The following is a 25,951-nucleotide window of genomic DNA, read 5'->3' as shown; positions in this document are numbered from 1 at the left end:
ATCTAAATTCAAGGAGTAAGTCAATTTTTTTCAATTGGGCATTGGGTAAACAGGGCAAACAGGGCATTGGGAAAACTCTTTCCTATTCCCCATTCCCTATTCCCTACTCCCCACTAGATAACGACTGCTAAAATATCTTTTTCAGAAAGCAGTACATATTCTTCAGTACCAAGTTTGATGTCAGTACCAGCGTACTTAGAGTACAGGACTTTATCACCAACTTTAATTTCCAACTCTTGACGGCTACCGTCGTCGTTACGCTTGCCAGGGCCAAGGGCGACTACTTCCCCTACCTGTGGCTTTTCCTTAGCGGTATCGGGCAAATACAGACCACCTGCGGTCTTTTCCTCAGAGGCGCTCACTTTCACGAAAACGCGATCGCCCAAAGGTTTTACTGTAGAAACGGTTAGAGATATTGCTGCCATATGATTTTCTCCAGAGTTAGCACTCTCAACTCCTGAGTGCTAATCTACCCAAAAGCGGCATCCAATGGCAAGAATTTCTTAAGTACGGGTTCCCGAACTAGAATCTCTTCGGTGTACTTAAGTATAAATGCTTAATTATTTTTATCCTTCGGGTTCTGTTGCGGAAGTTACGAATATTTCTATAGGGACTGGCGATTTGGGATTAGGGACTGGGGACTGGAAGGGATGAGCAGAGGGTAAGTTGCACTAAGCCTTTCCCTTATGCTTCCCGCCCCTTCCAATTCCCAATCCCCAGTCCCCAATCCCCAGTACCCATCTCAGTAAACTTTATTTGCAAAGCTTGGAAATTGTTATAGAACTGTAATCAGGGAGCCGCTCTATGAGTAACAATAAGGTGATCCAGAAAAGCCATCAAATCCCAAAAACCACCAAGTCTGTTGAACATAAAGCCCTGAGTAATTGTGTAGAAAGTTTAGGACTGGCAAAAATTCAGCAACATATTTTTATTTGTGCTGAACAAACAACTCCTGACTCCTGCTCAAAACCAGCTAGTCTGGGATCTTGGGAGTACTTAAAAAAGCGAATTCAAGAGTTAAAACTCGACAAGGGGCAAGCAAGTCATCCCATTTGCGTCTTTACAACTAAAGCCAATTGCTTGCAGGTTTGTTGTTCTGGACTCATAATGGTGGTCTACCCTGATGGGATCTAGTATCGCCAAGCAAACTCGGAAGTTATTGAGCGGATCGTTCAAGAACACTTAATAGGCAAAATGGCGGTTGAAGAATATGCATTTTTAACCCATTCTTTGCCAGAAACTTCCCTAGTTTCTTGTGAACATCTCATAGAGGCTTAACAGCCGAAGGATATGTTATGGCAGTAAGCTTTAAGAAAGTGCGGGTTGGTTTTGAGGTAGGGTCATCTTTAAGCCAATACTTAACTAGTTAAGTCAGAAGGATTATTATTTTATCAGTGTTTTTTTAGCCCGCCCCTTTCAAAGCGATATATAATAGCGCATTATAGATACTACTGCTATACGTATCCTTGCTGGACTTTTGCTATCGAGCTAGTAGTCTCTTGAAAGTGCTCGGCATTTTTGAGACTTGAGACAGCAAAGGCAAGTTAAGTAGGCAAAAGGACAACATCTCACATAACCCACCATAGAGGATAAATATTCAAGACCTTGATGGACCGAAGCGCGACAAGTGCCACTGCTATGAAAGAGCCCAGCATGAAAGATCACAAACGACTTCTATTGATTGATGATGACCCTAACCTCATCTTGCTGGTGAAGGATTACTTAGAATTCCGGGGATATGAAGTCATCACCGCTGAAAATGGACGCGAAGCTCTGGAAATTTTAGAGCAAGATGTTCCAGACATGATTATCTGCGATGTGATGATGCCGGAAATGGACGGATATACTTTTGTGGAACAAGTCCGGCAAAACGAACGCACCAGCTGGATTCCAGTTCTTTTCCTTTCAGCAAAAGGGCAAAGTGCAGACCGAGTTAAAGGTCTGAACAAAGGTGCTGATGTTTATATGGTCAAGCCTTTTGAACCAGAAGAACTCGTAGCCCAAGTTGAGTCCTCACTGAAACAAACTATCCGTTGGAAAGAACACCAAGCAAAAGGAGGCGAAAACGGTTCCCGTATCCAAGTTCCCTTTGATGTGCAGTTAACCCCAACCGAACTGAAAGTAGTCCAGTTTGTAGCTAGGGGTTTAGCTAACCGAGAAATTGCTGAAGAACTTAACGTTAGTCAGCGTACAGTTGAAAGCCATGTGTCCAATATGTTGGGCAAAACCAATCTCCACAACCGCACTGAACTAGCGCGGTGGGCGATTGAAAATCAAATGGCATAGCCGATTTTAGATTTTGGATTTTGGATTGATAATCTAAAATCCAAAATCCGAAATTTTTACAAAAATTACAGCAAAAACCACTAGTAAGACCCTGAAATTTTTTTGAATTTAAGGGTTTTGCTTGTTTTACGAAAATTACATCAGGCTGGTACTAAAACTCGGCACTTTGCGGTGTACGCGGAAAGGGAATTACATCACGAATATTTGCCATTCCGGTGATGAATTGCACGAGTCTTTCAAAACCCAAACCAAAGCCAGCGTGAGGAACGGTACCATAACGACGCAAATCGAGATACCACCATAAATCTTCTGGCTTCATTCCTTGCGCTATTACCCGACGTTCTAAGACTTCTAGGCGTTCTTCCCGCTGGGAACCACCAATAATTTCACCAATTTTCGGGGCGAGAATATCCATTGCGCGGACGGTTTTTTCATCGTCGTTTAAGCGCATATAAAAAGCTTTAATTTTTGCGGGATAATCTGTGACGATTACTGGCTTTTTAAATAATTGTTCAGCTAGATAACGTTCGTGTTCTGATTGTAAATCTAAGCCCCAGCTTACAGGATATTCAAATTTGACATCGGCTTTTTCTAAAAGTGCGATCGCTTCTGTGTAATTTAGGCGTTCAAATTCATTGTTAATAATATTATCAGCTGTTGCCAACACAGAATTATCAATGCGCTGATTGAAAAATTCCATATCTTCTGGGCAAGTTTCTAACACATATTTAAAAATATGTTTGAGAAAAGCCTCAGCTAAATCCATATCGCCTTCTAAATCACAAAAAGCCATTTCTGGCTCAACCATCCAAAATTCTGCTAAGTGACGCGAAGTATTGGAATTTTCTGCACGGAAGGTAGGGCCAAATGTGTAGACGTTACTAAACGCCATCGCCATGATTTCGGCTTCTAACTGACCGCTAACTGTTAAATATGTAGGTTTAGCAAAAAAGTCTTGGCTGTAATCTACTGCTTGATTATCTGTGCGGGGAATATTTTTTAAATCCAAACTAGTAACGTTAAAAAGTTCACCCGCGCCTTCACAATCGCTAGCAGTGATAATGGGCGTATGTACCCACAAAAAACCTCTTTCTTGAAAGAATTGGTGAATAGCTGTCGAACAAGCATTTCTCACCCGGAAAACTGCACCAAAAGAATTAGTACGCGATCGCAAATGTCCAATTGTTCGCAGAAACTCAAAGGAATGACGTTTCTTTTGCAGAGGATATGTATCGGGATCAGCTTCTCCGTGGACTGTTATGGATTCTGCTTTCAACTCAATCCTCTGTCCTTTACCCAAAGAAGCCACCAATACCCCAGCCACCTCAACAGCAGCACCAGTATTCAGCTTTTTCAAGATAGGTTCGTAATCTGGCAAATCCTGATTGATGACGACTTGCAAATTAGCTAGCGATGAGCCGTCATTAACTTCGATAAAAGCAAATCCTTTGGACTCGCGTTTTGTCCTCACCCAGCCTTGAACTTGGAGAGACTCATCAGGTTGACCACTTCGCAATATTTCTGCAATTCGTCGATTTACCATATTATGCAACTTATATTTCGTCAATTTAGGGACTAAAGATATTAAAAAATGCTAACTCACTAACCCAATCCCAAATTGGGTTTACCCAGCATAAGACTTTAATATCCAGCCTATGATAACGCCCATTCCACCAAAGCGGACGGCCTGCCAGAAAGGTTTTTTGAGACTACGCCAAGAAAATAACTGACTTTCTAAATTGAGTTCTAGCATTTCCAACTGCTGTTTGATTTGTCGTAACTCTGCTTTAATTTCTGGTGTCTGGGATTTATGGCGCTTTAATCGATCCTGACGTTGCTGCGATTGAGCCTTTTGCTGACGATCGCGCTGTACTTGATTGTAACGTTCTCTCAAGGATAAGAGCGATCGCTCTACTTCCTCAATTTCTTGTGATAAATCTGGTTCCGGATTTTCCCCTGGCGGTTGTGATTGTTGAGACGGCTTCATTTACAAGTAGTAAACTAAGATTAAAAGTCAATTGTCATTTCTCATTGGACATTTGTCATTAGTGAATAAACAAAGGATAAATGACTAAGCACAAAATCTCTTAGGAGGTTTGAGACCATTAAACGCCAATTCGTTTCAGCCGCCAGATCTAACACAGTGGCTCAACGGCAGTTCCTTTAAGCGGGGGAAAATACGAACTTGTGATGGTTGGAAACCTCTCTGCGAGACGCTCCGCGAACGCAAGAGAGTTCTCTTTGGCAACGAACTGCCTCAACTTTGTAAAATAGGACAATTGATAAAGGACTTTAAATTATGTCTCAATCTGCACAGCTACCGAAAAACAGTCAACTGAATGAACTTAGTACTTTAGAACTAGCCCAAGCCCTAATGCAAAGACTGAGTATCTCTCCTGAAGATTGGCATCGCCTCAAGTCTAACCGCAATTCCCGGGCCACTGAACAACTAGCAGCAGCTCTTGTTTATCTTTTAAACAATCAACCACAAGAAGCTCAAGCCAGACTAGAACAAGCGCTTGGTTGGCTAGATCGCTCTATTTCTGCTCCTCCCTGTCCAACTCATGGAAATAAGGGAGTAGGGAGTGGGGAGTAGAGAATAGGGAATGGTTTCCCCAGTCCCCACTCACCATTCCCCACTCCCCTATTAACGTCGCAGAGATAGTCCCCGGCGGTTTTCCATTTGTTTACAAAGCCTCAATTCTGTACCCTTGCGATTCCACTCGACCTGATCGAAAATTTGATGGAGAAGGCATAGACCACGACCACTTTCTGCTTCATCTGGTGGCAGATAGTCTGTTGGTTCTTCATCAATAATAGGTGAGGGAGTAAAGCCGCTACCCTGGTCTGAAATTATCCACCAATATTGATTATCTATTAAGGAAAAACGTACTACAACTCTTTTACTCGGGTCGAGATTATTGCCATGTTTAGCTGCATTTACTAGGGCTTCTTGAAGTCCTAAACGCAGTTCCGATTGTAATTTTGCTGGAATTTCTGCCAACAATAAATCTAATATTGGACAAAGATAGAGGGTTGAGGCAAAACTAATTGTGCCCCAATAACGTCCAACAGGACGGAGCGAAATAGTAATCACAAGAGAAACCCCATAGCTTTCAGTTAGCTAGACATCAGTTTGGTGTCACAGGCACCCTGATAAAAATTGAGGTGGTCATGCTGCCTTCAAACTTGCGTCTTTAAAACTAAATTTTGAAAATGCTAGGGAGCATTGACTCTATAAATAAGTTGGAATTGCTCGGATATATAACGGCTGTAATAAATTTGATAAAAGAGTGAGCAACTTAGAAAAGTGCTATGAATTTTATTGAGTATTGGCATACTCTAGTCAATTGCCGATTTGTAATTTAGACAATTCCATTCATACTTTTATGAGTCGATGCAACTTTAATTTCTTTAAACAAAATGAATTTCTATTTTTAGCTTAATTCGATTTTAGCATTGTTAGTATGCACTAGACTACAAATTTGAAATTTCAATTTTTTTAAAGGAATCAGCATCCTTATCCAAATTTGATAGCACAAGAAAGGCGGCAGCTTCCACATGAGCAGTTTGGGGAAAAAAATCAGCAGGTTGCACCCGTGCGATCTTATATTGCCCATCTTGACAGAGTAATTTCAGGTCGCGGGCGAGGGTAGCTACTTTACAGCTGACGTAAACAATCCGAGATGGTTTCAATTGCCGTAAAGTGTCGATTACAGCGCGATCGCACCCTTTACGGGGTGGATCGAGAATTACGACTTCTGGTATTGTGCCCATTTTTGGCAGCAATTTCTCAACTGGTCCGACTTGGAATGTCACATTATGAATTTCATTGCGCTGGGCATTCAAAAAAGCTTGTTCTACGGCTGCTGGTTGCACTTCTAAACCTGTGGCTTGACGTACTTGTTTGGCGAGGGGCAAAGTTAAAGTGCCGATACCACAGTAGGCATCAACTAAAGATTCATGCCCTTGAAGGTTAAGTTCTGACTGAATTACCTCCAATAGTGCCTCTGCTGTTTCTGTATAAACTTGGAAAAATGTATCTGGGCGCACTTGAAATTCCAGTCCAGCAAATTTTTCACGCAGGTGGGGTACTCCAGCGATGCAACGGGTTTCTAATCCAAAGATAGCATTTGTGCGATCGCCATTGCGATTGAGGCATACTCCCATTAACTGCGGATAACGCTTTAACCATTCCTGGGCTTGGGTTTCAATTTCTGGTAAATTCCAGTCCTTGACCACCAAAGTCAGCAACATTTCGCCAGTGTGGCGGCCGATGCGTAAACTCAGATGGCGGATTTGCCCAAGGTGGCGATGTTCGTCGTAAATTTGCCAACCCCGCTGTTGGATATCCTGCTTAACTTCGGCAAGCATGGGATTTAAACGCGGGTCTTGGACTGGACATTGATTTAAGTTAATTAATTGGTGGCTACCTTTTTGGTAGTAACCAGCTTGTACTTGTCCTGTTGCAGATGTGCCTAGAGGATAAGTAGATTTATTTCGATAGCCCAAGGCATAACCAGCAGCAAGTACTGGATCTACTAGTGGTTGGATAAAACCGCCAATGCGCTCCATTGCTTGGATAACTTGATTTTGCTTAGCTGCTAGCTGGTAATCATAATTAATGTGCTGCCACTGGCAACCACCACACTTGTCAGCCACAATACAAGCAGGGCGGATGCGATGGGGAGATGGTTGCAATAGCTCCTGGAGCTTAGCGTGAGCATATTTAGGTTTAACATGTACTAAACGGACAATAGCGCGATCGCCTGGTACAGTATCCGGGACAAACACTACACGTTCATTAGCGCGTCCCACACCATCGCCAGTGTCACTCAGGTCAGCGATGGTTACTTCAATTAATTCACCTTGTTGCCAAATTATTTTAGTCATTAGTCATTAGTCATTTGTTATTGGGCATTGGGAGTGCTGAGTTAGGAGCAAAGCCAGAAACTCTGAAGCTTCGCTTAAGAATTATTCTCTTTATCTCTCCATCTCTTGCTCCCCACTCCTAACTTCCTCTTCACTTGTGTACCTCAGACTCGCTAAACTAGCAGATAATATTTAAGGTGATTTCAATCATCATGACTGTAATTAGCCAAGTTATTCTCAAAGCTGACGACGAACTGCGTTATCCCAGCAGTGGCGAACTGAAAAATATCAAAGACTTTTTGGAAACCGGTGTACAACGGACGCGCATTGCTGCTACCTTAGCTGAAAATGAAAAAAAGATAGTCCAGGAAGCAACCAAACAACTTTGGCAAAAGCGTCCTGACTTTATCTCTCCCGGTGGTAATGCTTACGGAGAACGTCAACGCTCTCTATGTATCCGTGATTTTGGCTGGTACTTACGCCTAATTACTTATGGTGTACTTGCTGGCGACAAAGAGCCAATTGAAAAAATCGGTTTGATTGGTGTACGCGAAATGTACAATTCATTGGGCGTTCCCGTACCTGGAATGGTAGAAGCTATCAATTCCCTCAAAACAGCCGCTCTTGGCTTACTGAGTGCTGAAGATGCCCCTGAAGCTGCACCATACTTTGATTACATCATTCAAGCGATGTCTTAATACAAAGTCTGTGCTGATTCTAAGAGATACTTTTGCTCTACTAGAGTGAGTGTAAAATTTTAGCACTCCATAGGCATAAGATTACCAATTTGATCTTAACTTCCCCACATTTGGTAGTGGCTGTGGCTAAATCTCTGTCAAGTTACCAACCAGTTGTGGGGAAATTTTATTTGGGCATGGGGAGATAAGGAGACGCTGGGACACGGGGAATAAACAATGCCCATGACTAAAATGACAAAAAACCGACAGTCTTTGATAAAGGCTGTCGGTAATTAGTGTGTTCCCTATTAATGACTCGGCTAGAGTTCAGTTGTCCTTAATTATGCCTAGCTGGCGATCGCAATGAGACGATCCTAATCATGTATAAGTGTGATTGTCGTCACTCGATTGTTACTACTAAGCTGCATATACCCAAGAAATCACTGAATTATAGTCAATCTATGCAATTTTGCAGCTAAGAGTATATACGCTAGTAGATAATTTTTCAGCTTCAGAGCAAATCACGCCAATTAGACTAACTAGCGGGTGAAACATCAGATATAACGAATTCACAAACTCATGCCCCATTTACCAAAGTATTGTAAGAGAAAGAGCTATCTGCAAAGATAAAATTATCAAAGCCAGTGGTAGACAAGCTAATGGAGCTTCCATTGTTGTTGAAACTGATGTTGGCAGTTTTCAGAGTATTACCAGAAATAACACTAGATACAACCACTTGAGAGCGATTGAAAGCTTTCAAATCCAAGGTGTCAAAACCATCGCCGCCATCAACAGTTGCAGCACCGAAGCCTTTGAAGTAGTCATTCCCAGCACCCAGAGCAATCTTGATGCCGCCATCGATAGTAACTTTTTGTTGAACTCCATCTAGGATACTGGTGGCGATAACTTTGTCATTGCCATTGCCAGTGTTAATGGTTCCTTTTCCGTAAATGCCGTAGGCAGTACCACCAATGGTTGCTGTAGCCTGTCCGGTAAGCTCGTCAGAATCATTGCCAGTATCGATGGTTCCATCGTTGAAGATGCCATAAGCGATGGAGTTGTTTCCAGAACTGTTGCCATAACCAGTAATCGTGTCCTTGCCCAACCCTGTGGTAATGATGCCCTCTTTAGTATTCTGGATGCCAGTTCCAGTACCAGCGTTACCGCTAGAAATCTCGCTCTCGCCGCTGATGCCACCAGTACCTGTACCGATGATTGTGTCTTCTCCTTCTTTGGTATTCAGTTCGCCACTGTTGGTGATACCAGTCCCATTACCGCCATTACCAGTGAAGAGGCCATTGCCAGAGTTGCCGCCAGTACCAGTACCAGTTATCGCGTCTTTTCCGTCCTCTGTATTTAAAGCGCCACTGTTGGTGATGCCTGTGCCACTACCACCATTGCCGCTGTCGATGATATTGCCACCAGAGTTGCCGCCAGTACCAGTACCAGCGATCGTATCTTTTTTGCACCCTGTATTTAAACTGCCACTGTTGTTGATGCCAGTCCCAGTACCGCCGTTGCCACTACCCTCGGTGCCCTCACCGCCGCTTGTACCGCCTGTACCGATGCCTACGATTGCGTCTTCTCCATCGTCAGTGTGCAGTTTGTAACTGTTGGTGATGCCGATTCCAACTCCACCATCCCTGCCTCGGCTGTCGTCGGTATCGCCACCCTTGCCGCCATCACCAGTACCAGCGATCATGTCTTTTCCGTTTCCTGCATTTAGAATGCCATTGTTAGCAATGCCTGTCCCTGTTCCACCACCTTTACCATCCTCCTTCTGTGCGACATCACCGCCATTGCCGCCAGTAGCAATACCACTAATCGTGTCTTCTCCATCCCCTGCATTAAAAGTGCCACTGTTAGCGATGCCTATCCCAGCACCACCGTTTCCGCCCGTGTTCCCGCGGCTACCGCCCATGCCGCCAGTGCCTTTCCCGATAATCGTGTCGCTTCCCTTCCCTGCATTAAAACTGCTACTCTTAGCGATGTCGATCCCAGTACCACTAGCACCCAAACCGTTGACGAAGCCAGTAGTGCCAGTGCCACCAGTACCAGTGCCAATAATCGTGTCGTTTCCGTCTCCTGCATTAAAACTGCCACTGTTAGCGATGCCTGTTCCGGTTCCACCATTGCTGCCGTCGCCATCGAACTTGACGCGATCGCCGCCGTTACCGCCAGTACCGATACCAGTAATTGTGTCATCTCCGTACCCGGTATTGAGTTTGCCAGTATTGCTGATGCCGATTCCAGTACTGCCGACGCCGGCAATGCCCTGAATCTCGGCGGTGCCACCTTTACCGCCAGTACCGGTGCCAGTAATTGTGTCATTTCCGTACCCTGCATTTAGACTGCCACTGTTAAAGATGCCAATCCCATCTCCACCGTCGCTGCGCTTACCGCTGTTAGCGTTACTGCCATTACCGCCACTACCAGTGCCAGTAATGCTATCTTGTCCATTTTCTGCATTCAGATGACCACGGTTGGCAATGCCAGTTCCATCGCCGCCCTGGTTATTAGCGTCGATGCTGCCAGCCGCTGTGCCCTTAATAGTGTCATTACCTGAGCGTGTAGCAATTAAACCTCCAGTTAAAATATCAATACCTATTGCTGGAGATGCATTTAACTGTTCCCCAGTTAAAGTGTCAGAAACAGGGCTGCCAATGAAATTGGGTGGAACCGTAAGTCTAGGCACGATCTAAATCCTCTTAATTAAGTTAGTAAGGTCAGTTTGCTCATTGAAATGAGCAGTCTCTCAACAAATCCCCCTAATCCTTTCTCCAAAAGCTATTTACTGATTGAGCCTGCTGTTGTGGCAGTCACTTAAGCTCAATCAAGTTCCAACAAATTAATCAGATTCCGGGGGATTAAACCCGTATTCGCAGGTGCGTAGGCGTAGCCCCCCGCAGGTATCGCGTCCTATGAATTTTCTCTACCTTCAATTAATGGCTCGTCTTACAGGCTGATAGCATTTCCAGATTATGGAAATCACCTACGCAAGTTACAGGAAAATAAAATTTTAAGGCTTTATAATTAACAGTATAATTACTAATATTTCAGTATTTATTACAATATAATTTAGACGTATTACAAATATTTGTTAAGTAAATTTATGTATTCAGTTAATCTTTAGTATCTAGCTATGAACGATTTTAGAACTACACCTACAGGGCAAGTAAATCGATAGAATAATGCTCTGTACAATTGGTGCATTATTTCCATGACTGCCACATCTCCTGCTCCCTTTTCCCCCGAAGAAATCGCCGCCGAAGGTATCAAGCCAGAAGAATACGCAGAAATTGTCCGTCGTTTAGGGCGTCATCCAAACAAAGCCGAACTGGGAATGTTTGGGGTAATGTGGTCAGAGCATTGCTGTTATAAAAATTCTCGACCTTTACTCAAGCAGTTTCCTACAGAAGGTCGCCGCATTCTTGTGGGGCCTGGTGAAAATGCTGGTGTTGTAGATTTGGGTGACGGACTGCAACTAGCCTTTAAGATAGAATCTCACAACCACCCCTCAGCAGTCGAACCCTTTCAAGGAGCGGCAACAGGAGTAGGAGGTATTCTCAGAGATATCTTTACAATGGGTGCGCGTCCCGTGGCCATCTTAAACTCGCTGCGCTTTGGCTCCCTAGAAGATGCCAAAACTCAAAGGTTGTTTACTGGTGTAGTATCAGGAATCTCTCATTATGGTAACTGTGTGGGAGTACCCACGGTTGGCGGCGAAGTTTACTTTGACGCTGCTTACTCTGGTAATCCTCTAGTGAATGTGATGGCGCTGGGATTAATGGAAACGCCAGAAATCGTTAAATCTGGGGCATCTGGTTTAGGTAACCCTGTGTTGTATGTTGGTTCTACCACCGGACGCGACGGTATGGGAGGCGCGAGTTTTGCCAGTGCAGAATTGACACAACAGTCAATGGATGATCGTCCTGCTGTGCAAGTAGGCGACCCGTTTTTGGAAAAGTCGTTAATTGAAGCTTGTCTGGAAGCTTTTAAAACAGGTGCAGTTGTCGCCGCGCAGGATATGGGAGCAGCAGGAATCACCTGTTCTACTTCAGAGATGGCGGCAAAAGGTGGTGTGGGAATTGAACTGGATTTAGATAAAATTCCGGTGCGGGAGCTAGGGATGGTTCCCTATGAATACTTGCTTTCAGAATCTCAAGAACGGATGCTCTTTGTTGCCCACAAAGGGCGCGAACAAGAGTTAATAGACATTTTTCACCGTTGGGGACTTCAGGCTGTTGTTGCTGGTACAGTGATTGCTCAACCCATAGTACGGATTCTCTACCAAGGTAAAGTAGCAGCAGAAATTCCCGCTGAAGCTTTGGCGGAAAATACCCCGCTTTATCAACGGGAATTGTTGGCAGAACCACCAGAATATGCGCGTAAAGCTTGGGAATGGACTGCTGATTCTTTGCCTACTTGTACAATTGCTGGAATCGAACTCCAAGGACGCCTGCAAAGTTGGAATGATATTCTCTTAACTTTGCTTGATACACCGACGATCGCTTCTAAAAGCTGGGTATATCGTCAGTATGACCATCAAGTACAAAACAATACCGTGATTCTACCAGGTGGAGCCGATGCGGCTGTTATACGTTTGCGCCCACTGGAAGAAATCCCCAATCTCAAATCCCAAATCCCAAATCTCAAATTGGGAGTTGCGGCTACAGTTGATTGCAATTCTCGTTATGTTTATCTCGATCCCTATGAAGGAGCTAAAGCAGTTGTGGCAGAAGCCGCACGCAATCTGAGTTGTGTGGGTGCAGAACCTCTGGCAGTAACAGATAACCTCAATTTTGGCTCTCCAGAAAAACCAATTGGTTACTGGCAATTAGCAGAAGCTTGTCGCGGTTTAGCAGAAGGTTGCCGAGAATTGGCAACACCAGTTACAGGTGGAAATGTCTCTTTGTACAATGAAACCCTCGATTCCCAAGGCACTCCCCAACCAATTTATCCCACTCCTGTTGTGGGTATGGTGGGTTTGATTCCCGATATCACAAAAATTTGCGGTCAAGCTTGGCAAACAGCAGGCGATGTAATTTATCTTCTGGGATTGCCCTTAGCATCCCAACTCAGTTTGGGAGCATCTGAGTATTTAGCCACAATCCACGGTACTGTTGCCGGAAAACCGCCACAAATAGATTTTGACTTGGAACGTCGCGTGCAAAAAGTTTGTCGTGATGGAATTCGTAATGGTTGGGTACGTTCTGCCCACGATTGTGCTGAAGGAGGAATAGCGATCGCATTAGCAGAATGTTGCATCTCTGGCAACCTCGGCGCCCAAATCAATTTAGAAATAGCACCAGATCAATCAAATCACGGCAGTTGCTCCACTTGGGGAGACCCCAAGACCGCACTACCTCGCCTAGACGAAGTGCTGTTTGCTGAAGGTGGTAGTCGAATTTTAGTTTCCATAGCACCAGGACAACAAGAAGTCTGGGAATCATACTTACAGGAACATCTGGGTCAACAGTGGCAAAAACTTGGTATAGTCGGTAATTTCGAGGCGGGTTTGGGGGTTTTAACCACTGACAATCAGACCTTAATCAAAGTTAATATTGAACATATGAGCGATCGTTATTCTCAGGCGATCGTCAGGCGTCTCGCCATCCATACCACTACTCCTAGTTGAAACAGTTAGGAGTGAAATTAGAAAAGTTAGGAGTTGAGAGTCAGGAGTTAAGAATCAAAAACCTAACTTTTAACTTCTAACACCTCACTTATCAGTCCTGACTCGTAAATTATTAACCTTTGTGAACATAATTACGGTACTGTTTTAATGGATGGTTAAAGATTTATTAAGAATTCTGCGACTATCTATCGACATAATCCCAGTGACTCGACTACCAAATTTTAGATTTTAGATTTTGGATTGGGAGTACTTTTTCTAGTTCATGTATCATTCAGTCTTTAGCAGGTTAAACAAATTTCAAATTGTCAAGCCGCATTCCTTCTAGGGTGCGGTCAATCCAAAATCGTAAATCTAAAATCCAAAATTGATTGACCCCCACCAGGAGCAAAGCTAGCATGACTTCGATTCATTCTGTCACTTCGGATGAATACCCCAACCAGACCAACAACCCAATGAATAGTTATGAAAATCATGCCGACAAGCCAGAAGAAGCTTGCGGTGTTTTCGGTATTTACGCACCAGGAGAAAACGTTGCTAAACTAAGCTACTTTGGATTGTATGCCCTCCAGCATCGGGGTCAAGAATCAGCTGGTATTGCCACCTTTGAGGGTACGAAAGTCCACCTACATAAAGATATGGGCTTGGTGTCTCAAGTATTCAACGAATCGATCTTGGAACAGTTACCTGGTAGCCTTGCTGTTGGTCACACTCGTTATTCGACTACAGGTTCAAGCCGCAAAGTTAATGCTCAACCTGCTGTCATTGAAACCCGCTTAGGTTCACTAGCTTTAGCACATAATGGTAATTTAGTCAACACAGTGCAATTGCGCCAAGAGTTGCTGGAGAACAAATGCAACTTAATCACGACAACAGACTCAGAAATGATTGCTTTTGCGATCGCCCAAGCCATTAACGCGGGTGCAGATTGGCTAGAAGGTGCAATTGAGGCCTTTCATCGTTGCCAAGGAGCCTTTAGTTTAGTTATTGGCACTCCCAGTGGCATTATGGGTGTGCGCGACCCCAATGGCATTCGTCCTCTGGTAATTGGTACTTTGGCTGGTAATCCCATCCGTTACGTTTTAGCTTCAGAAACTTGTGGTTTAGACATCATCGGAGCCGAATACTTGCGGGATGTGGAACCTGGTGAATTAGTTTGGATTACCGAAGAAGGTTTGGCTTCCTATCACTGGAGTCAACAGCCCCAACGGAAATTGTGTATCTTTGAGATGATTTATTTTGCCCGTCCTGATAGCGTCATGCACAACGAGAGTTTGTACAGCTACCGGATGCGATTAGGGCGGCAACTAGCAAAAGAATCTGCTGTAGATGCCGATATTGTGTTTGGTGTTCCTGATTCTGGCATCCCTGCTGCCATTGGATTTTCTCAAGCTTCTGGTGTCATGTACATGGAAGGACTGATTAAAAATCGCTACGTCGGGCGAACCTTTATTCAACCAACCCAAACCATGCGCGAATCAGGTCTCCGCATGAAACTCAATCCCCTGAAAGATGTGCTGTTTGGGAAAAGAGTGATCATCGTAGATGACTCAATTGTGCGTGGTACTACCAGTCGTAAACTGGTTAAAACTTTGCGTGAGGCGGGTGCAATAGAAGTACATATGCGAATTTCTTCTCCACCAGTTACTCACCCTTGCTTCTATGGTATCGATACTGATTCTCAAGATCAGCTAATTGCTGCCACCAAATCAGTAGAAGAAATTGCCAAGCAACTGGAAGTAGATAGCCTCGCTTATCTCAGCTGGGAGGGAATGCTAACAGCGACAGGAGAAGACACCAATAGTTTTTGTTCTGCCTGCTTTACTGGAAATTATCCAGTAGCCATTCCTGAGCAAGTGAAGCGTTCTAAGTTGATTTTGGAAAAAGAAAAAGTAGTAGTGTAGGGACTGGGGACTGGGACTGGGGACTGGGGAGATGGCAAGAGAATTTGACCCCACCCAATGTCCCATGCCCAGTCTGGCTAAAATAGTTGAATACCTTAACAAATAATGATTTATGAACCAGCCCATATCTGAGAGAGTGCGCTGGACTACCGCCGACTTAGAATTGTTTCCAGATAACGGAAACCGCTATGAGATTATCGACGGAGAATTGTTTGTGACTAGAGCTCGTCATTGGAATCATCAAAAAGCCTGTGCGAGAATTATTGCTCCTTTAGATACCTGGTCACAAGCCACTTCATTGGGACAGGTTGTACCTGCTCCAGGAGTAATTTTTGGGGAGAATGATAATGTGATTCCTGATGTAGTCTCAATACTGCTCGGTTTGTGCATTTTTAACTCGGCATTGGATTTGGGGAAAAGGTTAATGGTTCGACAAGCTCACCAACCGGGTAAAGGTTAAAGGTTTTTTCTTTCCCCCTTTCCCCTTCCCCTTTTCCCCTTAACCGACAAGTATTGGATGTAGTCTGGGTTAGTAATGAAAGATTGCCGTTACTTTTAGACGAGGCAGGGCATTTGACTTGTGCGCCAGAACTGGTAGTAGAGGTGCTGTCTGCTGGTATTGAAAACGAAAAGCGGGATAGGGAATTTAAATTAAAGCTTTACTCAGCAAGAGGTGTCAGGGAATATTGGATTGTGGATTGGTACAAACAACAAGTGGAAGTTTATCGGCGCGAGCAAGGGAGTTTAAAGTTAGCTGCGACATTGTTCAATGCTGATGAACTAAATTCACCGATGTTGCCTCATTTTACTTGTCCGATCGCCTCTTTATTTACTTAAGATATTCCTTTTTTGTGAGATTAAGCGTCCAAAGGTTTTGAATAAGCTGCTTTTTCTCAAGATGACAAAACTAGTTTTCAACTATGTTGTAAAAACTCAACTTTAGGCAATAACGGGTCAGTTACAATGCCTACGCCACTAAAACCCCAGCGTTTGAGCAAACTTCCCAACTGTGTACCGGGAATCGATTCTATCGCAAAACGATTTGCCACTTCTGCTGCATGGGTGTTGAGATAACTAAGAGCATCAAAGTTTTCCCGAAACAATAATAAATAACCTGATGCATCGGCATTGGGACGAGCTGTCAGGTAACGACCATCACTTTTTGAACGCACCAGGTAATAAACTTCGGACAACATGGAAGGGGTGGAGTAGGGGGTGGGGAGTGGGGGACGCGGGGACGCGGAGAATAACAAATGACTAATTCAGATTTTCTAAACGAATACGTGGATCGGCAGCTTTAAGCATTATGTCAGCAATTAAGTTACCGACAATTAGCAAAACTGCACTCATGACTAAACTGGCCATAACCAAATACAAATCTTGGGACATTACAGCTTGTAAAGTCAATCTTCCCAAACCAGGCCAGTTGAAGAACTGTTCGGCAATGAACGCCCCACTTAATAAACTAGCTAACTCGAAGCCCAATAGAGTAATTAAAGGGTTTATAGCGTTGCGGAGAGCGTGAACATATATTACGCGGTTTTCTGGCAGTCCTTTAGCACGAGCAGTTTGAATGTAATCTTGACGCAGAACATCTAACAATTCGCCGCGAGTGATGCGTTGTAAACCAGCAAAACTAGTAATTGAGAGGGCGATGGTGGGTAAAATCATGTGCCAGCCAATATCGAGGATTTTGCCAAACCAATTCAGTTCCGAGTGATTGATGCTAGTCATACCACCTACTGGGAATAACGGCGAGGTGATTTGAGCGAAGAAAAGCAGCACTAATACGGTGATGAAACTGGGAAATCCTTGTCCAGCGTAGCTAACGACTTGTAAAACACGGTCAGCCCAACGATTTTGCTTGATGGCAGCGATGATGCCCAAGGGAATGGCGATCGCCCAAGTTATAATCAAAGAAGCGATCGCTAACAGCAATGTTGCTGGTACTCGTTCCCATAACAGTGATACTACTGGGCGTTTATAAGAAAAACTCGGGCCAAAGTCGCCTTTCGATACAATATTCCACAACCAAAGCCAATATTGTTCCACCCAGGACTTATTTAAGCCCCAAAATTCCCGTAAGGCCTTAATTTGGTCTCTAGATTTTTTGGGATCTGCTTCTAATTGGGTGACAAAATCTCCCGGAGCAAGTTGCATAACCAGAAACGACAGCGCCGACGCCAAAAACAAAGTCAACAATGCTTGCAACAGCCGCTTCATTACGTATATAAAAGTTTCACTTGTGACTAGCCTAATCAGCCAATCCCAACCCGTTGCTAAAGAAATTTTTGCCGTAGATGTCATAACATTTTGTTTAGTTGTTGGTTGTCAGTTACTCCCATCCTTCATGGCCACTGACCAAAGAAGCACGGGAGCAGAGAGAGTGGGGGCGTGGCGAATAACTAATGACAAATGACCAATGACAAATGACAACTGACTAATGACATTAATATTCAACCAAAGAAATAATCGGCACATTTGGCAAATGTCTGCGTCCTTCTAAATCTCGTAGCTCGATAATAAACCCAAACCCTACTAGTTCGCAGCCAATCTTCTGCACCAAGTTTGCTGTTGCACTTGCAGTTCCACCAGTGGCAATCAAATCGTCCACAATCAAAACTCGGCTACCCTCGTGTAAAGCATCTTGATGTACTTCTAGGCAGTCTGTACCATACTCTAGTTGATACTCAATTGAGTGAACTGCTGATGGTAACTTACCTCTTTTGCGGACGGGAATAAAACCAGCTCCTAGTTTATAAGCCAGAGGTGAGCCAAAAATGAATCCCCTCGACTCCATACCAATGACATAATCCACTGTCATCTCAGCTTCTATGCATTTTTGTGTTAAAAAGTCAATAGTATAGCGCAGTCCCTCTGGATCGCGCAGCAGAGTAGTAATATCCCGAAATAAAATGCCAGGTTTGGGGAAATCTGGGATGTCACGAATCAGAGACTTCAAATCCATAAAATGGGGTTAAGGAGATGGGAAATAGGGATTGGGGACGAGGTATTAGCAAAAGTTAGGAGTCGAAAGTGAGGAGTTAGGAATTTAAATTCCTAACTATCTCACTCACCAGTGATGCACTGACTTGTACTGAGCGCAGTCGAAGTAGCTTGTCGAAATGTCCCCAGCCCCCAGTCCCCAATTCCAGATACGTGAAAAATCGTACACTATAATGTCATACGCTGGGCACAGAGGCTAAAGCTTGACCTTGATTGACGATAAGTAGAATCTAAATCAAGCTAGAAAAGGTATAGCACTAATAAATGAGGTGAATTAACTGATGTTTTAAATTTTTGAATTCAATATAGGGAATCCTTTGAGTAGAAAGAGTTAAGTAATGTATATATCAGGTAGTCATAACTACTGCCACAAGTCTAATGTTCAAGTCTTGGCTACTTATCTTAAATTTGTTTTACCTAGTCTGTTACAAGCGCACAAGGTATTTATAGAATGAATGTTTCTGCAAGTTTAACGCCGTTGAAAAGCCCAACTCAAGATTCACTGCCGATGATTCTGGACACTTTACCAGATCCTGCGATCGCCGGACAAACATGTCCTCGAAGAACCCGGTTGCAAATTGACCTTATTCTACTCGCTATTGAAGCTTTAGAGCTTGGTGGTTCTGAAGCAATCTTGGCTTTTGCTCAAGAGTTGGATCTTAAAGGAATTGTCAAAGATCGAGTGAATTTATGGCGGATGCGTAGCTCTAACCCATTACGCAGAGCGCACATCCGCCGGCCGCTAACTATTATGGAAGCCAAAGCTTTGGTAGTTATTGCTTGTTACATAGCGCGGCGTTTAACTGTTGTCATTCGGCAGTTATTAATGATATGTCAACAGATGGAAGAAAAGCAGATTCCCCTAGAACAGAATTTGCGGCTATCGAATTACCTAGAGCGGTTTAAAGCCCATTTTAAGAGCCGGATGAATGCTCGACGTTCTGGTGTACTGGCATTAAGTTCTGATGAAAAATTAGACCAGCTCGCGATAAATTTGTTAGGGCAATTACTATTTTGTACTGGTACGGCTGGAATGCAGCGGTTCTGGATTAGTCTGTTTGATGGTGAAGTGGAATGAATATTCAACGTAAGTACAGTTTGCCTAATTGTACACTGCTTTTAGAAGGCTTAAGTGATATCACTAGGGCTGCACACTTCCAAGAACTGCGCCCGGAATTATCTATATTGGTAAATGCAGAATGTTATTTATCTGGATATAATCAACCCCTAACCGGAGGGCGGGAGTTTTTTGAAAGTTTGGTGAGGGCGGTTAGTGGCTATGCCCAAGAATTTTTAAGTAATGTACCTAATCCGCAAGCCCACAACCATGAGTCAGAATTAGTAGAGTTTCAAAAAATAGACAGCAACCGACATCGGTTAATTGTACATTCAGAAGGCGCACCAGAGGGTTTTGAGTCTGTGCCAAGCCATTCTAAACGTCCGCCTATTGAAATAGATTTGAGTACGGTGCAGTTGTTTGATTTGGTGGAAGCAGTAGATCAGTTTTTTGCTGATACCCAAACTTTACCAGAACTTTCCCTAGAACTACAGCCAGTTACCAGACGCTACGGCGGTGCTAGTCAAGCTTTGATCAAGCAGGCTGTTCCGGCTGCTGTGGGAGTATCAAGTTTAGCAGTAGCAGCGATCGCTTTTAACTTGATTCCACCTCCACAAATCCGTCCACCACAGCCTCAGCCAGATGGGCAAACTACCTCGACAACTAAGAACCTCAACCCTTCACCATTAATCGATCCAACTCCAGCGTCGGCTGCAACACCAATAGCTACTGCAACTCCCACACCAACGCCTACAACTAGCCCCAGCCCAACAATTAAAGATCTAGAAGCACTTATAAATACGGTTTCTGAAATTACCGATCCATCCCAACTGCGTGCATTAAATCGCCAAGTGTATAATCAAATTCATCCAGCTTGGAATAATCGCTCAGGATTGCAACAGGATTTGATCTATCGTATTGGTGTAGCTGCGGATGGAGCGATCGTTGGTTATAAAGCGGTCAATCAAGAAGCAAATCAAGGAGTAGGGCAAACTCCTCTACCTAACCTACTTTACAATCCTGCTAACCGCGCTCCCATTTCCAATGAACCGATCGCTCAATTCCGAGTAGTATTTACTACAGGAGGTGTACTACAAGTCAGCCCTTGGCGGGGATATGCTAGAACGCCAGAGGTGGTAGGTACAAAAATTACTGACTCTAATATAGTCAAAGGTTTAAATCAAAAACTTTATAATACAGTCCGCCAAGCTTGGAGTGGCAAGCCCACATTTACGCGAGATTTAAAATATCGGGTAGCGGTCAACAAAGACGGTGTAATTGCTGACTATGAACCACTCAACCAAGTTGCCTTTGACTATTTCCGCGAAACACCCCTTCCGCAGATGTTTAACGCTATCTATGGCTCTAATGCAGCACCCCCCAATAACAAAGAACCTCTTGCCCACTTTCAAGTGATATTCAAACCTAGTGGCAAATTGGAAATCACTCCTTGGCAGGGATATCAGTAATTGGGGACTAGGGCATTGGGCATTGGGCATGGGGAAATTAAGTTACTATTGCCTATTGCCCATTCACCTTGTAATCCGCCGCATATAATTTCCCCATAACTGAGCTGCTTGAGCGCTGCTTCCAGATGTGGGGGAATTGTTGTCGTTTCCCAGCCAAACACCAGTTACAAGTCGCCGACTGGGAATAAAACCTATAAACCATAAGTCAACGTTTTTATCAGTAGTGCCTGTTTTGCCAGCTTCCCCCAGCCCAATCGAGGCACTACGACCAGTACCTCTGGTGACTACACCACGCATTAAACTAGTCATTTCATCAGCGACACCATTTGGCAAAACTCTTTTGTTGGCGTCTGGATCTTGGTCAAAGGAGTAGATGACACGGCAAGTTTTTAGATCGTTGCGATCGCGGCAATCACCACTGTCTAGAATCCGACTAATAGCATGGGGAGGATTCCACACGCCGCGATTGCCAATAGCACCAAAAGCACCAGTCATTTCCAAAACATTAACCACGCTTTGACCTAGTACCAACCCAGGAACCGGATCGAGGGAGGATTTTACCCCCAAACGCTGGGCCATAGCCACCACTTTATCCAAGCCAACTTCTCTGGCAACTCGCAAAGCAATGGGATTTTCCGAAAGAGCCAACCCAGTGGCAATATCGAAACTAGTGTCTGCACCAGCACGACAGGGTTTGTAAGTAAAGCCTTGCCAAGTTAAAGGAGCGCAAGAATAACTTTTTGATTCTGAAATCCCCTGTTGGATGGCAGCGGTGTAAGCAAAGATTTTAAAGGTGGAACCCGGTTGTCTTTTAGCTTGAGTTGCACGATTGAACTGACTTTTTTTGTAATCAGTTCCTCCTACCATTGCCAGGATACTACCGGTACTGGAGTCAAGGGTAACCACTGCCCCTTGAGAAAACCTAAAACTTGCACCAGCGCTATTTACTGAATTACGCAATGCGGCTTCTGCTTGGCTTTGGATGGCTGGATCGAGCTTGGTTTCGATAATATAGTTGCCTTCTCTTGCTGCTCCCTCCCCCAAGATTGATTCCAACTCAGAGAAAACATAATTGTAAAAGTAAGGAGCGATGGTTTTAGCTTGCTGTTCGCAAACTTTTGGACTTACTTGAACAGTGGAGCGTCTGGCTCGATTGGCGTCTTCTGCTTTGATTTTGCCCATCTCTAGCAGCCGCTTAATCACACGATTGCGGTATTCAGCAGTTTCTAGCTTATTTGGTCCATCCCCACAAAAATCAAAAGCGTTGGGGGCTGGTAAAATTCCCACCAATGTTGCAGCTTCCGCCAAACTTAAATCTTTAGCTGGCTTTTCAAAATAATACCTGGCTGCATCTTCAAATCCAGAGGTATCGCCACCTAAGAAAACCCGATTTAAGTACATCAGCAAAATGTCATCTTTGCTGTAAAACGTTTCTAGCTTCAGGGCGACAATTGCCTCCCGCAATTTACGTCCCAGGGTGTCCTGTCTGCCTACATAATCGCGGAACAAGCTGCGGGCGACTTGTTGGGTAACGGTGCTGGCTCCTTGTTGGACATCTCCGCTGCGGCTATTAATCAACACGGCTCGCAAAATTCCCAACGGGTCAACCCCAAAATGCCAATAATAACGGCTATCTTCAGAAGCGACCACGGCAGCAGGCAAATAAGGACCAAATTCGTCTAATCGCTTCATGTCCACGTGAGAGGTAGTCCGAGGCTCTCTCAAGGGAGTGGCTCCATCACGAGCATAAACAACTACTGGAGCGCGTGTAGCTGTGGGTAAGGGTCTGACTGAAAATTTTAGCCATTCGACGCCAATCACTAAGGCGAACAGGGCACTGACACCGCCGATGCCATAACCTGTCCAAGTTGCAGCTTTGATATACCAAGGTGGCGGGTCAACGTATTGCAATCGTACAGAAGCGGCGAGTTCTGGTGGTCCCAAGGTGAGAATGTCGCCATGACGCAATTCCAGGGAATTGACACGACGCTTGCCACGATAAATGCCATTGGTGGAGTTTTCATCTTTGATGATGAAAACTGGTGTGCGCTGAGTCGAATTACGCGATAACGACAGGTGAATTTGGCTGACAACAGGGTTACGGATGACGATATCGCAGGATTTGGAGCTACGACCGAGAACATAGCGATCGCCCAACAGTGGATATACCTCTGCTTTATCCGCCCCCGCATCCTGCACCCAGAGTTCCGGCACTTTGGCATTAGGCTTGAGCGCCAATTTGGAAAAATCGACCCTAGCTTGAATTGTGTGTACTGCTTGAGTCAGTTGACCTAGTAACGTTTGTGGCTTGTGAGGGGGTTGGGGAGAACTCATCGGCTATTCACATCACACTTTTTAGTGAAGAATCGGGCGAACTACAACTTAGATGCTAATCTTCCATCATTTTACTCATAAGCCAAAGCATAAATTGGCTAGATGATTTTTTAGATTCATTTTATACCTAAATACTTTACATAAGTAGAAAAAGGTTGTAATTTTTATTGCTCTTTTGGCAACAGATAATTTTGTTTCTCTATTCTCAGATGCATATTTGGTCTACTTTTCCTATTTGAATAACTAGAAGCAACACTCATAAGTTTGTATTTATAGACACTTTAGATTGCTAAACAACAGATTTAATTTTTACTAGTTTTACATATCAACATATTTTGAAACAAACCTAAATATCCTCTTTTAGGAAGATTTTCTAAATTCTATTGTCTGTTTTAATAGTGCGAGTGTTCCGTTGAGGTTAATTTCAGAAATGTTGGGAAAATCTCTGACCCTGATTGGCACAGCTCTATCTTTGGCACTTACCACTAATATTGCTGTAGCTGAATCCAGTAAATCCCCCATAGCCCAATCCAGTAGCGACTCCTCCACTAGTTCACCAACGGAAATCAAGATGTCGCCAGAAGGTATGAAGATTCTGTGCGAGTATTTTCCGCTTAACTCCCGCTGTAGCGGTGGTACAGCAGTCACGCCTGCTGCTCCTGGTAGCACTACAGTTCCAGCAGAAACCACGCCATCAGAAACCACAACTCCTGACAGCACAACCACACCAGAAAACGTCACCCCATCCGGTTCTGGCACTCCTGATGGCACTACCACAACTCCAGCGCCAGGCGCTACCCCTTCTGACTCTGGCGCTCCTAGCAATATAACTCCAGCACCAGGCAGTGTTACCCCTTCTGACTCTGGCGCTCCTAGCAATATAACTCCAGCACCAGGAAGCAATACTCCTTCTGAGTCTGGCGCTCCTAGCAATTTAGCTCCAATACCAGGAAGTGGTACCCCTTCTGACTCTGGCACTCCCACCAATGTAGTTCCAACACCAGAAAGTGGCACTCCTTCTGATTCTGGCGCTTCTGAACCAACTCCTAGCTCTCCTAGTTCAGTTCCAGGCTCTACCTCGCCAAATACTCCTGCCACAGGCAACTAAATTTAGATCTGCATACTAATTTGCCATTGGCGATCGCTGGAGATCTTGACAACTTACATCAGTTATAGTGTCTGGTGTAAGTTAGAAACTTAAATAACTCAAACCCAGAAATCATGTTTTCATATATATGACTGAGAAAGGGTTTGAACTATCGATAGCCTGGGATGAATCATCCCAGGCTTAATAGTTTAATCCGGCCTGCCAGTTGAAGTTGGTGTTTTTTGCAAGGAAGCAATTAGCAGGCAAACGATACCGATACTAATAAATGAATCTGCCACATTAAATACAGCAAAGTTGATCAGCCGAAAATCTAGAAAATCAACGACATAGCCTAAAACAAAGCGATCGATGCCATTGCCCATAGCTCCACCTAAAATTAAGCCATAGCCTAGCTGATCCCACAGATTTAACGTTGGACTAAACAACGCCAGTGCTATCAAAACTAAACTCACTCCTAAAGATAACCAGCGCAACCATTCTACTTTCCCGCTTAACAGACTAAAAGCTGCACCAGTGTTAGTCACGTAAGTCAAGTGAAATATCCCAGGTAAGAGGGGTACTGTTTGCTCCAAGCTGAAGGTTTGCACCACCCAGTATTTTGTTATTTGGTCTAAGAAAAAAGCTATGAAGGCAGAAATCCAGAAAAGGCGATTTTTTAAACGCATGGCAAATTAGTCATTGGGCATTGGTCATTGGGCACTTCTACTGAGCGACTTGTGCTGAGCGGAGCCGTTGGCGCAGCCGAAGTAGCGCAGTCGAAGTAGCAAAGTCGAGGTAAGCCGGAGTATTGGGCATTGAACAAAGGACTAATGACTAATAAAACATTAAGTGACGCAATACATATGCTATTACAGTGACGGCACAGACTACAGTTAGTTGGCCTGGCAGTGCAAACCAAGAGTATCTGAGAATTGCTTCCATCAAAGGTAAATTTTCTGTGCCTTTCCACTGAAAAAGATAACTAATAATCAAATAAGTAATACCGCATAGGTGGAGAGTTAACAACCCACAGATGCAACTAAAAGCCAGGGTTTCTAATCGGGGTCTAGCCTTAAAGGCAAACAAACCACAAATCCAAGCTCCAGGAATAAAGCCCAGCAAATAGCCAAACTGAGATAGCTTAACATAACCAATACCACCACCATCGGCAAATACTGGCAATAAGGTTAACCCCATGACTAAGTAGGCAATTTGTGAGAGCGCACCAGCATTTTTACCACCCAAACAACCTACAAGGAGTACTGCGCCAATTTGAAAAGTTACACCTAAAGAAAAAGTCTGAATTCCGTGCTGACTCCAACTCCAAGGTGAAGTGATGCCATAAGCTTCTAGGAAGGTGCCACCCATTGTCAGGAGTAAGCCAATCATAGACCAGAGTAATTGGTTGGAAGCAGCAAACATTTATCAGGCAACCAAGGAAAGGCAAAAGGGAAAACCAATAGCAACCAGTATAAACATTAATATATGAACTTTCCCACCTTGGTTTGCCTGTAGACCTTTGCAGAACTAAAAAACTATGTAGGGGTTCTAATCTCTCGGTAGAATACCTGAGTTTAAACCTGCATCTTGATTGATATTTGATTACTAATATATGACCTAAATT

The 25,951-nt window shown here is 44.0% G+C and carries 21 protein-coding genes and 1 pseudogene; 9 read left to right on the top strand and 13 right to left on the bottom strand.

What is annotated here, in order from left to right; genetic code table 11:
- Positions 1-113: 113 nt before the first annotated feature.
- A complete protein-coding gene (gene groES / locus ACM0OY_RS00870) occupies positions 114-425 on the bottom strand; it encodes a co-chaperone GroES (RefSeq protein ID WP_073640427.1) in 312 nt (103 codons plus the stop codon).
- A gap of 379 nt (positions 426-804) precedes the next feature.
- Here groES and ACM0OY_RS00865 point away from each other — a divergent pair, with 379 nt between their 5' ends.
- A complete protein-coding gene (locus ACM0OY_RS00865; protein ID WP_414567009.1) occupies positions 805-1,134 on the top strand; it encodes a hypothetical protein in 330 nt (109 codons plus the stop codon).
- A 474-nt stretch (positions 1,135-1,608) separates the two neighbouring features.
- The gene (locus tag ACM0OY_RS00860) at positions 1,609-2,286 is read left to right on the top strand and encodes a response regulator transcription factor (RefSeq protein ID WP_012407592.1); all 678 of its coding nucleotides are present in this window, start codon (positions 1,609-1,611) and stop codon (positions 2,284-2,286) included.
- A gap of 151 nt (positions 2,287-2,437) precedes the next feature.
- Here the strand turns inward: ACM0OY_RS00860 and asnS are convergent, their stop codons facing one another.
- Positions 2,438-3,829, bottom strand: a complete 1,392-nt coding sequence (asnS, locus tag ACM0OY_RS00855; protein WP_414567008.1) for an asparagine--tRNA ligase — start codon at positions 3,827-3,829, stop codon at positions 2,438-2,440.
- Positions 3,830-3,910: 81 nt separating this feature from the next.
- Positions 3,911-4,273, bottom strand: a complete 363-nt coding sequence (locus tag ACM0OY_RS00850) for a hypothetical protein (protein WP_414567007.1) — start codon at positions 4,271-4,273, stop codon at positions 3,911-3,913.
- 312 nt (positions 4,274-4,585) lie between these two features.
- Between ACM0OY_RS00850 and ACM0OY_RS00845 the strand changes: the two genes are divergently transcribed.
- The gene (locus ACM0OY_RS00845; RefSeq protein WP_414567006.1) at positions 4,586-4,882 is read left to right on the top strand and encodes a DUF6439 family protein; all 297 of its coding nucleotides are present in this window, start codon (positions 4,586-4,588) and stop codon (positions 4,880-4,882) included.
- 51 nt (positions 4,883-4,933) lie between these two features.
- Here the strand turns inward: ACM0OY_RS00845 and ACM0OY_RS00840 are convergent, their stop codons facing one another.
- On the bottom strand, positions 4,934-5,383 hold the full coding sequence (locus ACM0OY_RS00840) for an ATP-binding protein (RefSeq protein ID WP_414567005.1): 450 nt from the start codon (positions 5,381-5,383) through the stop codon (positions 4,934-4,936).
- 380 nt (positions 5,384-5,763) lie between these two features.
- Positions 5,764-7,179, bottom strand: a complete 1,416-nt coding sequence (gene rlmD / locus ACM0OY_RS00835; RefSeq protein ID WP_414567004.1) for a 23S rRNA (uracil(1939)-C(5))-methyltransferase RlmD — start codon at positions 7,177-7,179, stop codon at positions 5,764-5,766.
- A gap of 191 nt (positions 7,180-7,370) precedes the next feature.
- Here rlmD and ACM0OY_RS00830 point away from each other — a divergent pair, with 191 nt between their 5' ends.
- Entirely contained in the window at positions 7,371-7,856 is a 486-nt protein-coding gene (locus ACM0OY_RS00830; protein WP_414567003.1) for an allophycocyanin, read from the top strand.
- A gap of 556 nt (positions 7,857-8,412) precedes the next feature.
- On the opposite strand, the gene ACM0OY_RS00825 is transcribed toward ACM0OY_RS00830, so the two are convergent.
- Entirely contained in the window at positions 8,413-10,530 is a 2,118-nt protein-coding gene (locus ACM0OY_RS00825; RefSeq protein ID WP_414567002.1) for a beta strand repeat-containing protein, read from the bottom strand.
- A 525-nt stretch (positions 10,531-11,055) separates the two neighbouring features.
- Between ACM0OY_RS00825 and purL the strand changes: the two genes are divergently transcribed.
- The 3 genes and pseudogenes from purL to ACM0OY_RS00810 all read left to right on the top strand — a co-directional run bounded on the left by purL (position 11,056) and on the right by ACM0OY_RS00810 (position 16,211).
- Positions 11,056-13,473: a phosphoribosylformylglycinamidine synthase subunit PurL gene (purL, locus tag ACM0OY_RS00820; RefSeq protein ID WP_414567001.1), complete on the top strand. Its 2,418-nt coding sequence runs from the start codon at positions 11,056-11,058 to the stop codon at positions 13,471-13,473.
- A 395-nt stretch (positions 13,474-13,868) separates the two neighbouring features.
- Entirely contained in the window at positions 13,869-15,374 is a 1,506-nt protein-coding gene (purF, locus tag ACM0OY_RS00815; RefSeq protein WP_414567000.1) for an amidophosphoribosyltransferase, read from the top strand.
- Between the two features lie 112 nt (positions 15,375-15,486).
- A pseudogene (locus ACM0OY_RS00810) lies at positions 15,487-16,211 on the top strand (Uma2 family endonuclease).
- A gap of 77 nt (positions 16,212-16,288) precedes the next feature.
- Here the strand turns inward: ACM0OY_RS00810 and ACM0OY_RS00805 are convergent.
- The 3 genes from ACM0OY_RS00805 to ACM0OY_RS00795 all read right to left on the bottom strand — a co-directional run bounded on the left by ACM0OY_RS00805 (position 16,289) and on the right by ACM0OY_RS00795 (position 18,342).
- Entirely contained in the window at positions 16,289-16,570 is a 282-nt protein-coding gene (locus ACM0OY_RS00805; RefSeq protein ID WP_414566999.1) for a hypothetical protein, read from the bottom strand.
- Positions 16,571-16,631: 61 nt separating this feature from the next.
- Positions 16,632-17,681 (bottom strand): ABC transporter permease, encoded by a 1,050-nt coding sequence (locus tag ACM0OY_RS00800; RefSeq protein ID WP_414566998.1) that lies wholly within the window; start codon positions 17,679-17,681, stop codon positions 16,632-16,634.
- A 142-nt stretch (positions 17,682-17,823) separates the two neighbouring features.
- Complete coding sequence (locus ACM0OY_RS00795) at positions 17,824-18,342, bottom strand: adenine phosphoribosyltransferase (protein ID WP_190955965.1); 519 nt, start codon at positions 18,340-18,342, stop codon at positions 17,824-17,826.
- Positions 18,343-18,831: 489 nt separating this feature from the next.
- Between ACM0OY_RS00795 and ACM0OY_RS00790 the strand changes: the two genes are divergently transcribed.
- Positions 18,832-19,458: a DUF3038 domain-containing protein gene (locus tag ACM0OY_RS00790; protein ID WP_414566997.1), complete on the top strand. Its 627-nt coding sequence runs from the start codon at positions 18,832-18,834 to the stop codon at positions 19,456-19,458.
- Entirely contained in the window at positions 19,455-20,906 is a 1,452-nt protein-coding gene (locus ACM0OY_RS00785) for a DUF4335 domain-containing protein (protein WP_414566996.1), read from the top strand. Before ACM0OY_RS00790 ends, ACM0OY_RS00785 begins: the two co-directional genes overlap by 4 nt.
- A gap of 63 nt (positions 20,907-20,969) precedes the next feature.
- On the opposite strand, the gene ACM0OY_RS00780 is transcribed toward ACM0OY_RS00785, so the two are convergent.
- The 4 genes from ACM0OY_RS00780 to ACM0OY_RS00765 form a co-directional block, all read right to left on the bottom strand.
- Positions 20,970-23,240 (bottom strand): transglycosylase domain-containing protein, encoded by a 2,271-nt coding sequence (locus ACM0OY_RS00780; RefSeq protein ID WP_414566995.1) that lies wholly within the window; start codon positions 23,238-23,240, stop codon positions 20,970-20,972.
- Between the two features lie 360 nt (positions 23,241-23,600).
- The gene (locus tag ACM0OY_RS00775; protein ID WP_414566994.1) at positions 23,601-24,338 is read right to left on the bottom strand and encodes a hypothetical protein; all 738 of its coding nucleotides are present in this window, start codon (positions 24,336-24,338) and stop codon (positions 23,601-23,603) included.
- A gap of 198 nt (positions 24,339-24,536) precedes the next feature.
- A complete protein-coding gene (gene lspA / locus ACM0OY_RS00770) occupies positions 24,537-25,013 on the bottom strand; it encodes a signal peptidase II (RefSeq protein WP_414566993.1) in 477 nt (158 codons plus the stop codon).
- 148 nt (positions 25,014-25,161) lie between these two features.
- Positions 25,162-25,749, bottom strand: a complete 588-nt coding sequence (locus ACM0OY_RS00765; protein WP_414566992.1) for a biotin transporter BioY — start codon at positions 25,747-25,749, stop codon at positions 25,162-25,164.
- Between the last annotated feature and the right edge of the window lie 202 nt (positions 25,750-25,951).

Source organism: Nostoc sp. CCY 9925 (genome assembly GCF_963920935.1).
GTDB lineage: Bacteria > Cyanobacteriota > Cyanobacteriia > Cyanobacteriales > Nostocaceae > Nostoc.
Note: the sequence above shows the minus strand (reverse complement) of the source record. Positions and strands in the feature narration are given on the sequence as shown.

Excerpts from the sequence above, each read along its gene's own strand:
- groES (WP_073640427.1), bottom strand. The coding sequence starts at position 425 with ATGGCAGCAATATCTCTAACCGTTTCTACAGTAAAACCTTTGGGCGAT.
- ACM0OY_RS00865 (WP_414567009.1), top strand. The coding sequence starts at position 805 with ATGAGTAACAATAAGGTGATCCAGAAAAGCCATCAAATCCCAAAAACC.
- ACM0OY_RS00860 (WP_012407592.1), top strand. The coding sequence starts at position 1,609 with ATGGACCGAAGCGCGACAAGTGCCACTGCTATGAAAGAGCCCAGCATG.
- asnS (WP_414567008.1), bottom strand. The coding sequence starts at position 3,829 with ATGGTAAATCGACGAATTGCAGAAATATTGCGAAGTGGTCAACCTGAT.
- ACM0OY_RS00850 (WP_414567007.1), bottom strand. The coding sequence starts at position 4,273 with ATGAAGCCGTCTCAACAATCACAACCGCCAGGGGAAAATCCGGAACCA.
- ACM0OY_RS00845 (WP_414567006.1), top strand. The coding sequence starts at position 4,586 with ATGTCTCAATCTGCACAGCTACCGAAAAACAGTCAACTGAATGAACTT.
- rlmD (WP_414567004.1), bottom strand. The coding sequence starts at position 7,179 with ATGACTAAAATAATTTGGCAACAAGGTGAATTAATTGAAGTAACCATC.
- ACM0OY_RS00830 (WP_414567003.1), top strand. The coding sequence starts at position 7,371 with ATGACTGTAATTAGCCAAGTTATTCTCAAAGCTGACGACGAACTGCGT.
- purL (WP_414567001.1), top strand. The coding sequence starts at position 11,056 with ATGACTGCCACATCTCCTGCTCCCTTTTCCCCCGAAGAAATCGCCGCC.
- purF (WP_414567000.1), top strand. The coding sequence starts at position 13,869 with ATGACTTCGATTCATTCTGTCACTTCGGATGAATACCCCAACCAGACC.
- ACM0OY_RS00805 (WP_414566999.1), bottom strand. The coding sequence starts at position 16,570 with ATGTTGTCCGAAGTTTATTACCTGGTGCGTTCAAAAAGTGATGGTCGT.
- ACM0OY_RS00800 (WP_414566998.1), bottom strand. The coding sequence starts at position 17,681 with ATGACATCTACGGCAAAAATTTCTTTAGCAACGGGTTGGGATTGGCTG.
- ACM0OY_RS00795 (WP_190955965.1), bottom strand. The coding sequence starts at position 18,342 with ATGGATTTGAAGTCTCTGATTCGTGACATCCCAGATTTCCCCAAACCT.
- ACM0OY_RS00790 (WP_414566997.1), top strand. The coding sequence starts at position 18,832 with ATGAATGTTTCTGCAAGTTTAACGCCGTTGAAAAGCCCAACTCAAGAT.
- ACM0OY_RS00785 (WP_414566996.1), top strand. The coding sequence starts at position 19,455 with ATGAATATTCAACGTAAGTACAGTTTGCCTAATTGTACACTGCTTTTA.
- ACM0OY_RS00780 (WP_414566995.1), bottom strand. The coding sequence starts at position 23,240 with ATGAGTTCTCCCCAACCCCCTCACAAGCCACAAACGTTACTAGGTCAA.
- lspA (WP_414566993.1), bottom strand. The coding sequence starts at position 25,013 with ATGCGTTTAAAAAATCGCCTTTTCTGGATTTCTGCCTTCATAGCTTTT.
- ACM0OY_RS00765 (WP_414566992.1), bottom strand. The coding sequence starts at position 25,749 with ATGTTTGCTGCTTCCAACCAATTACTCTGGTCTATGATTGGCTTACTC.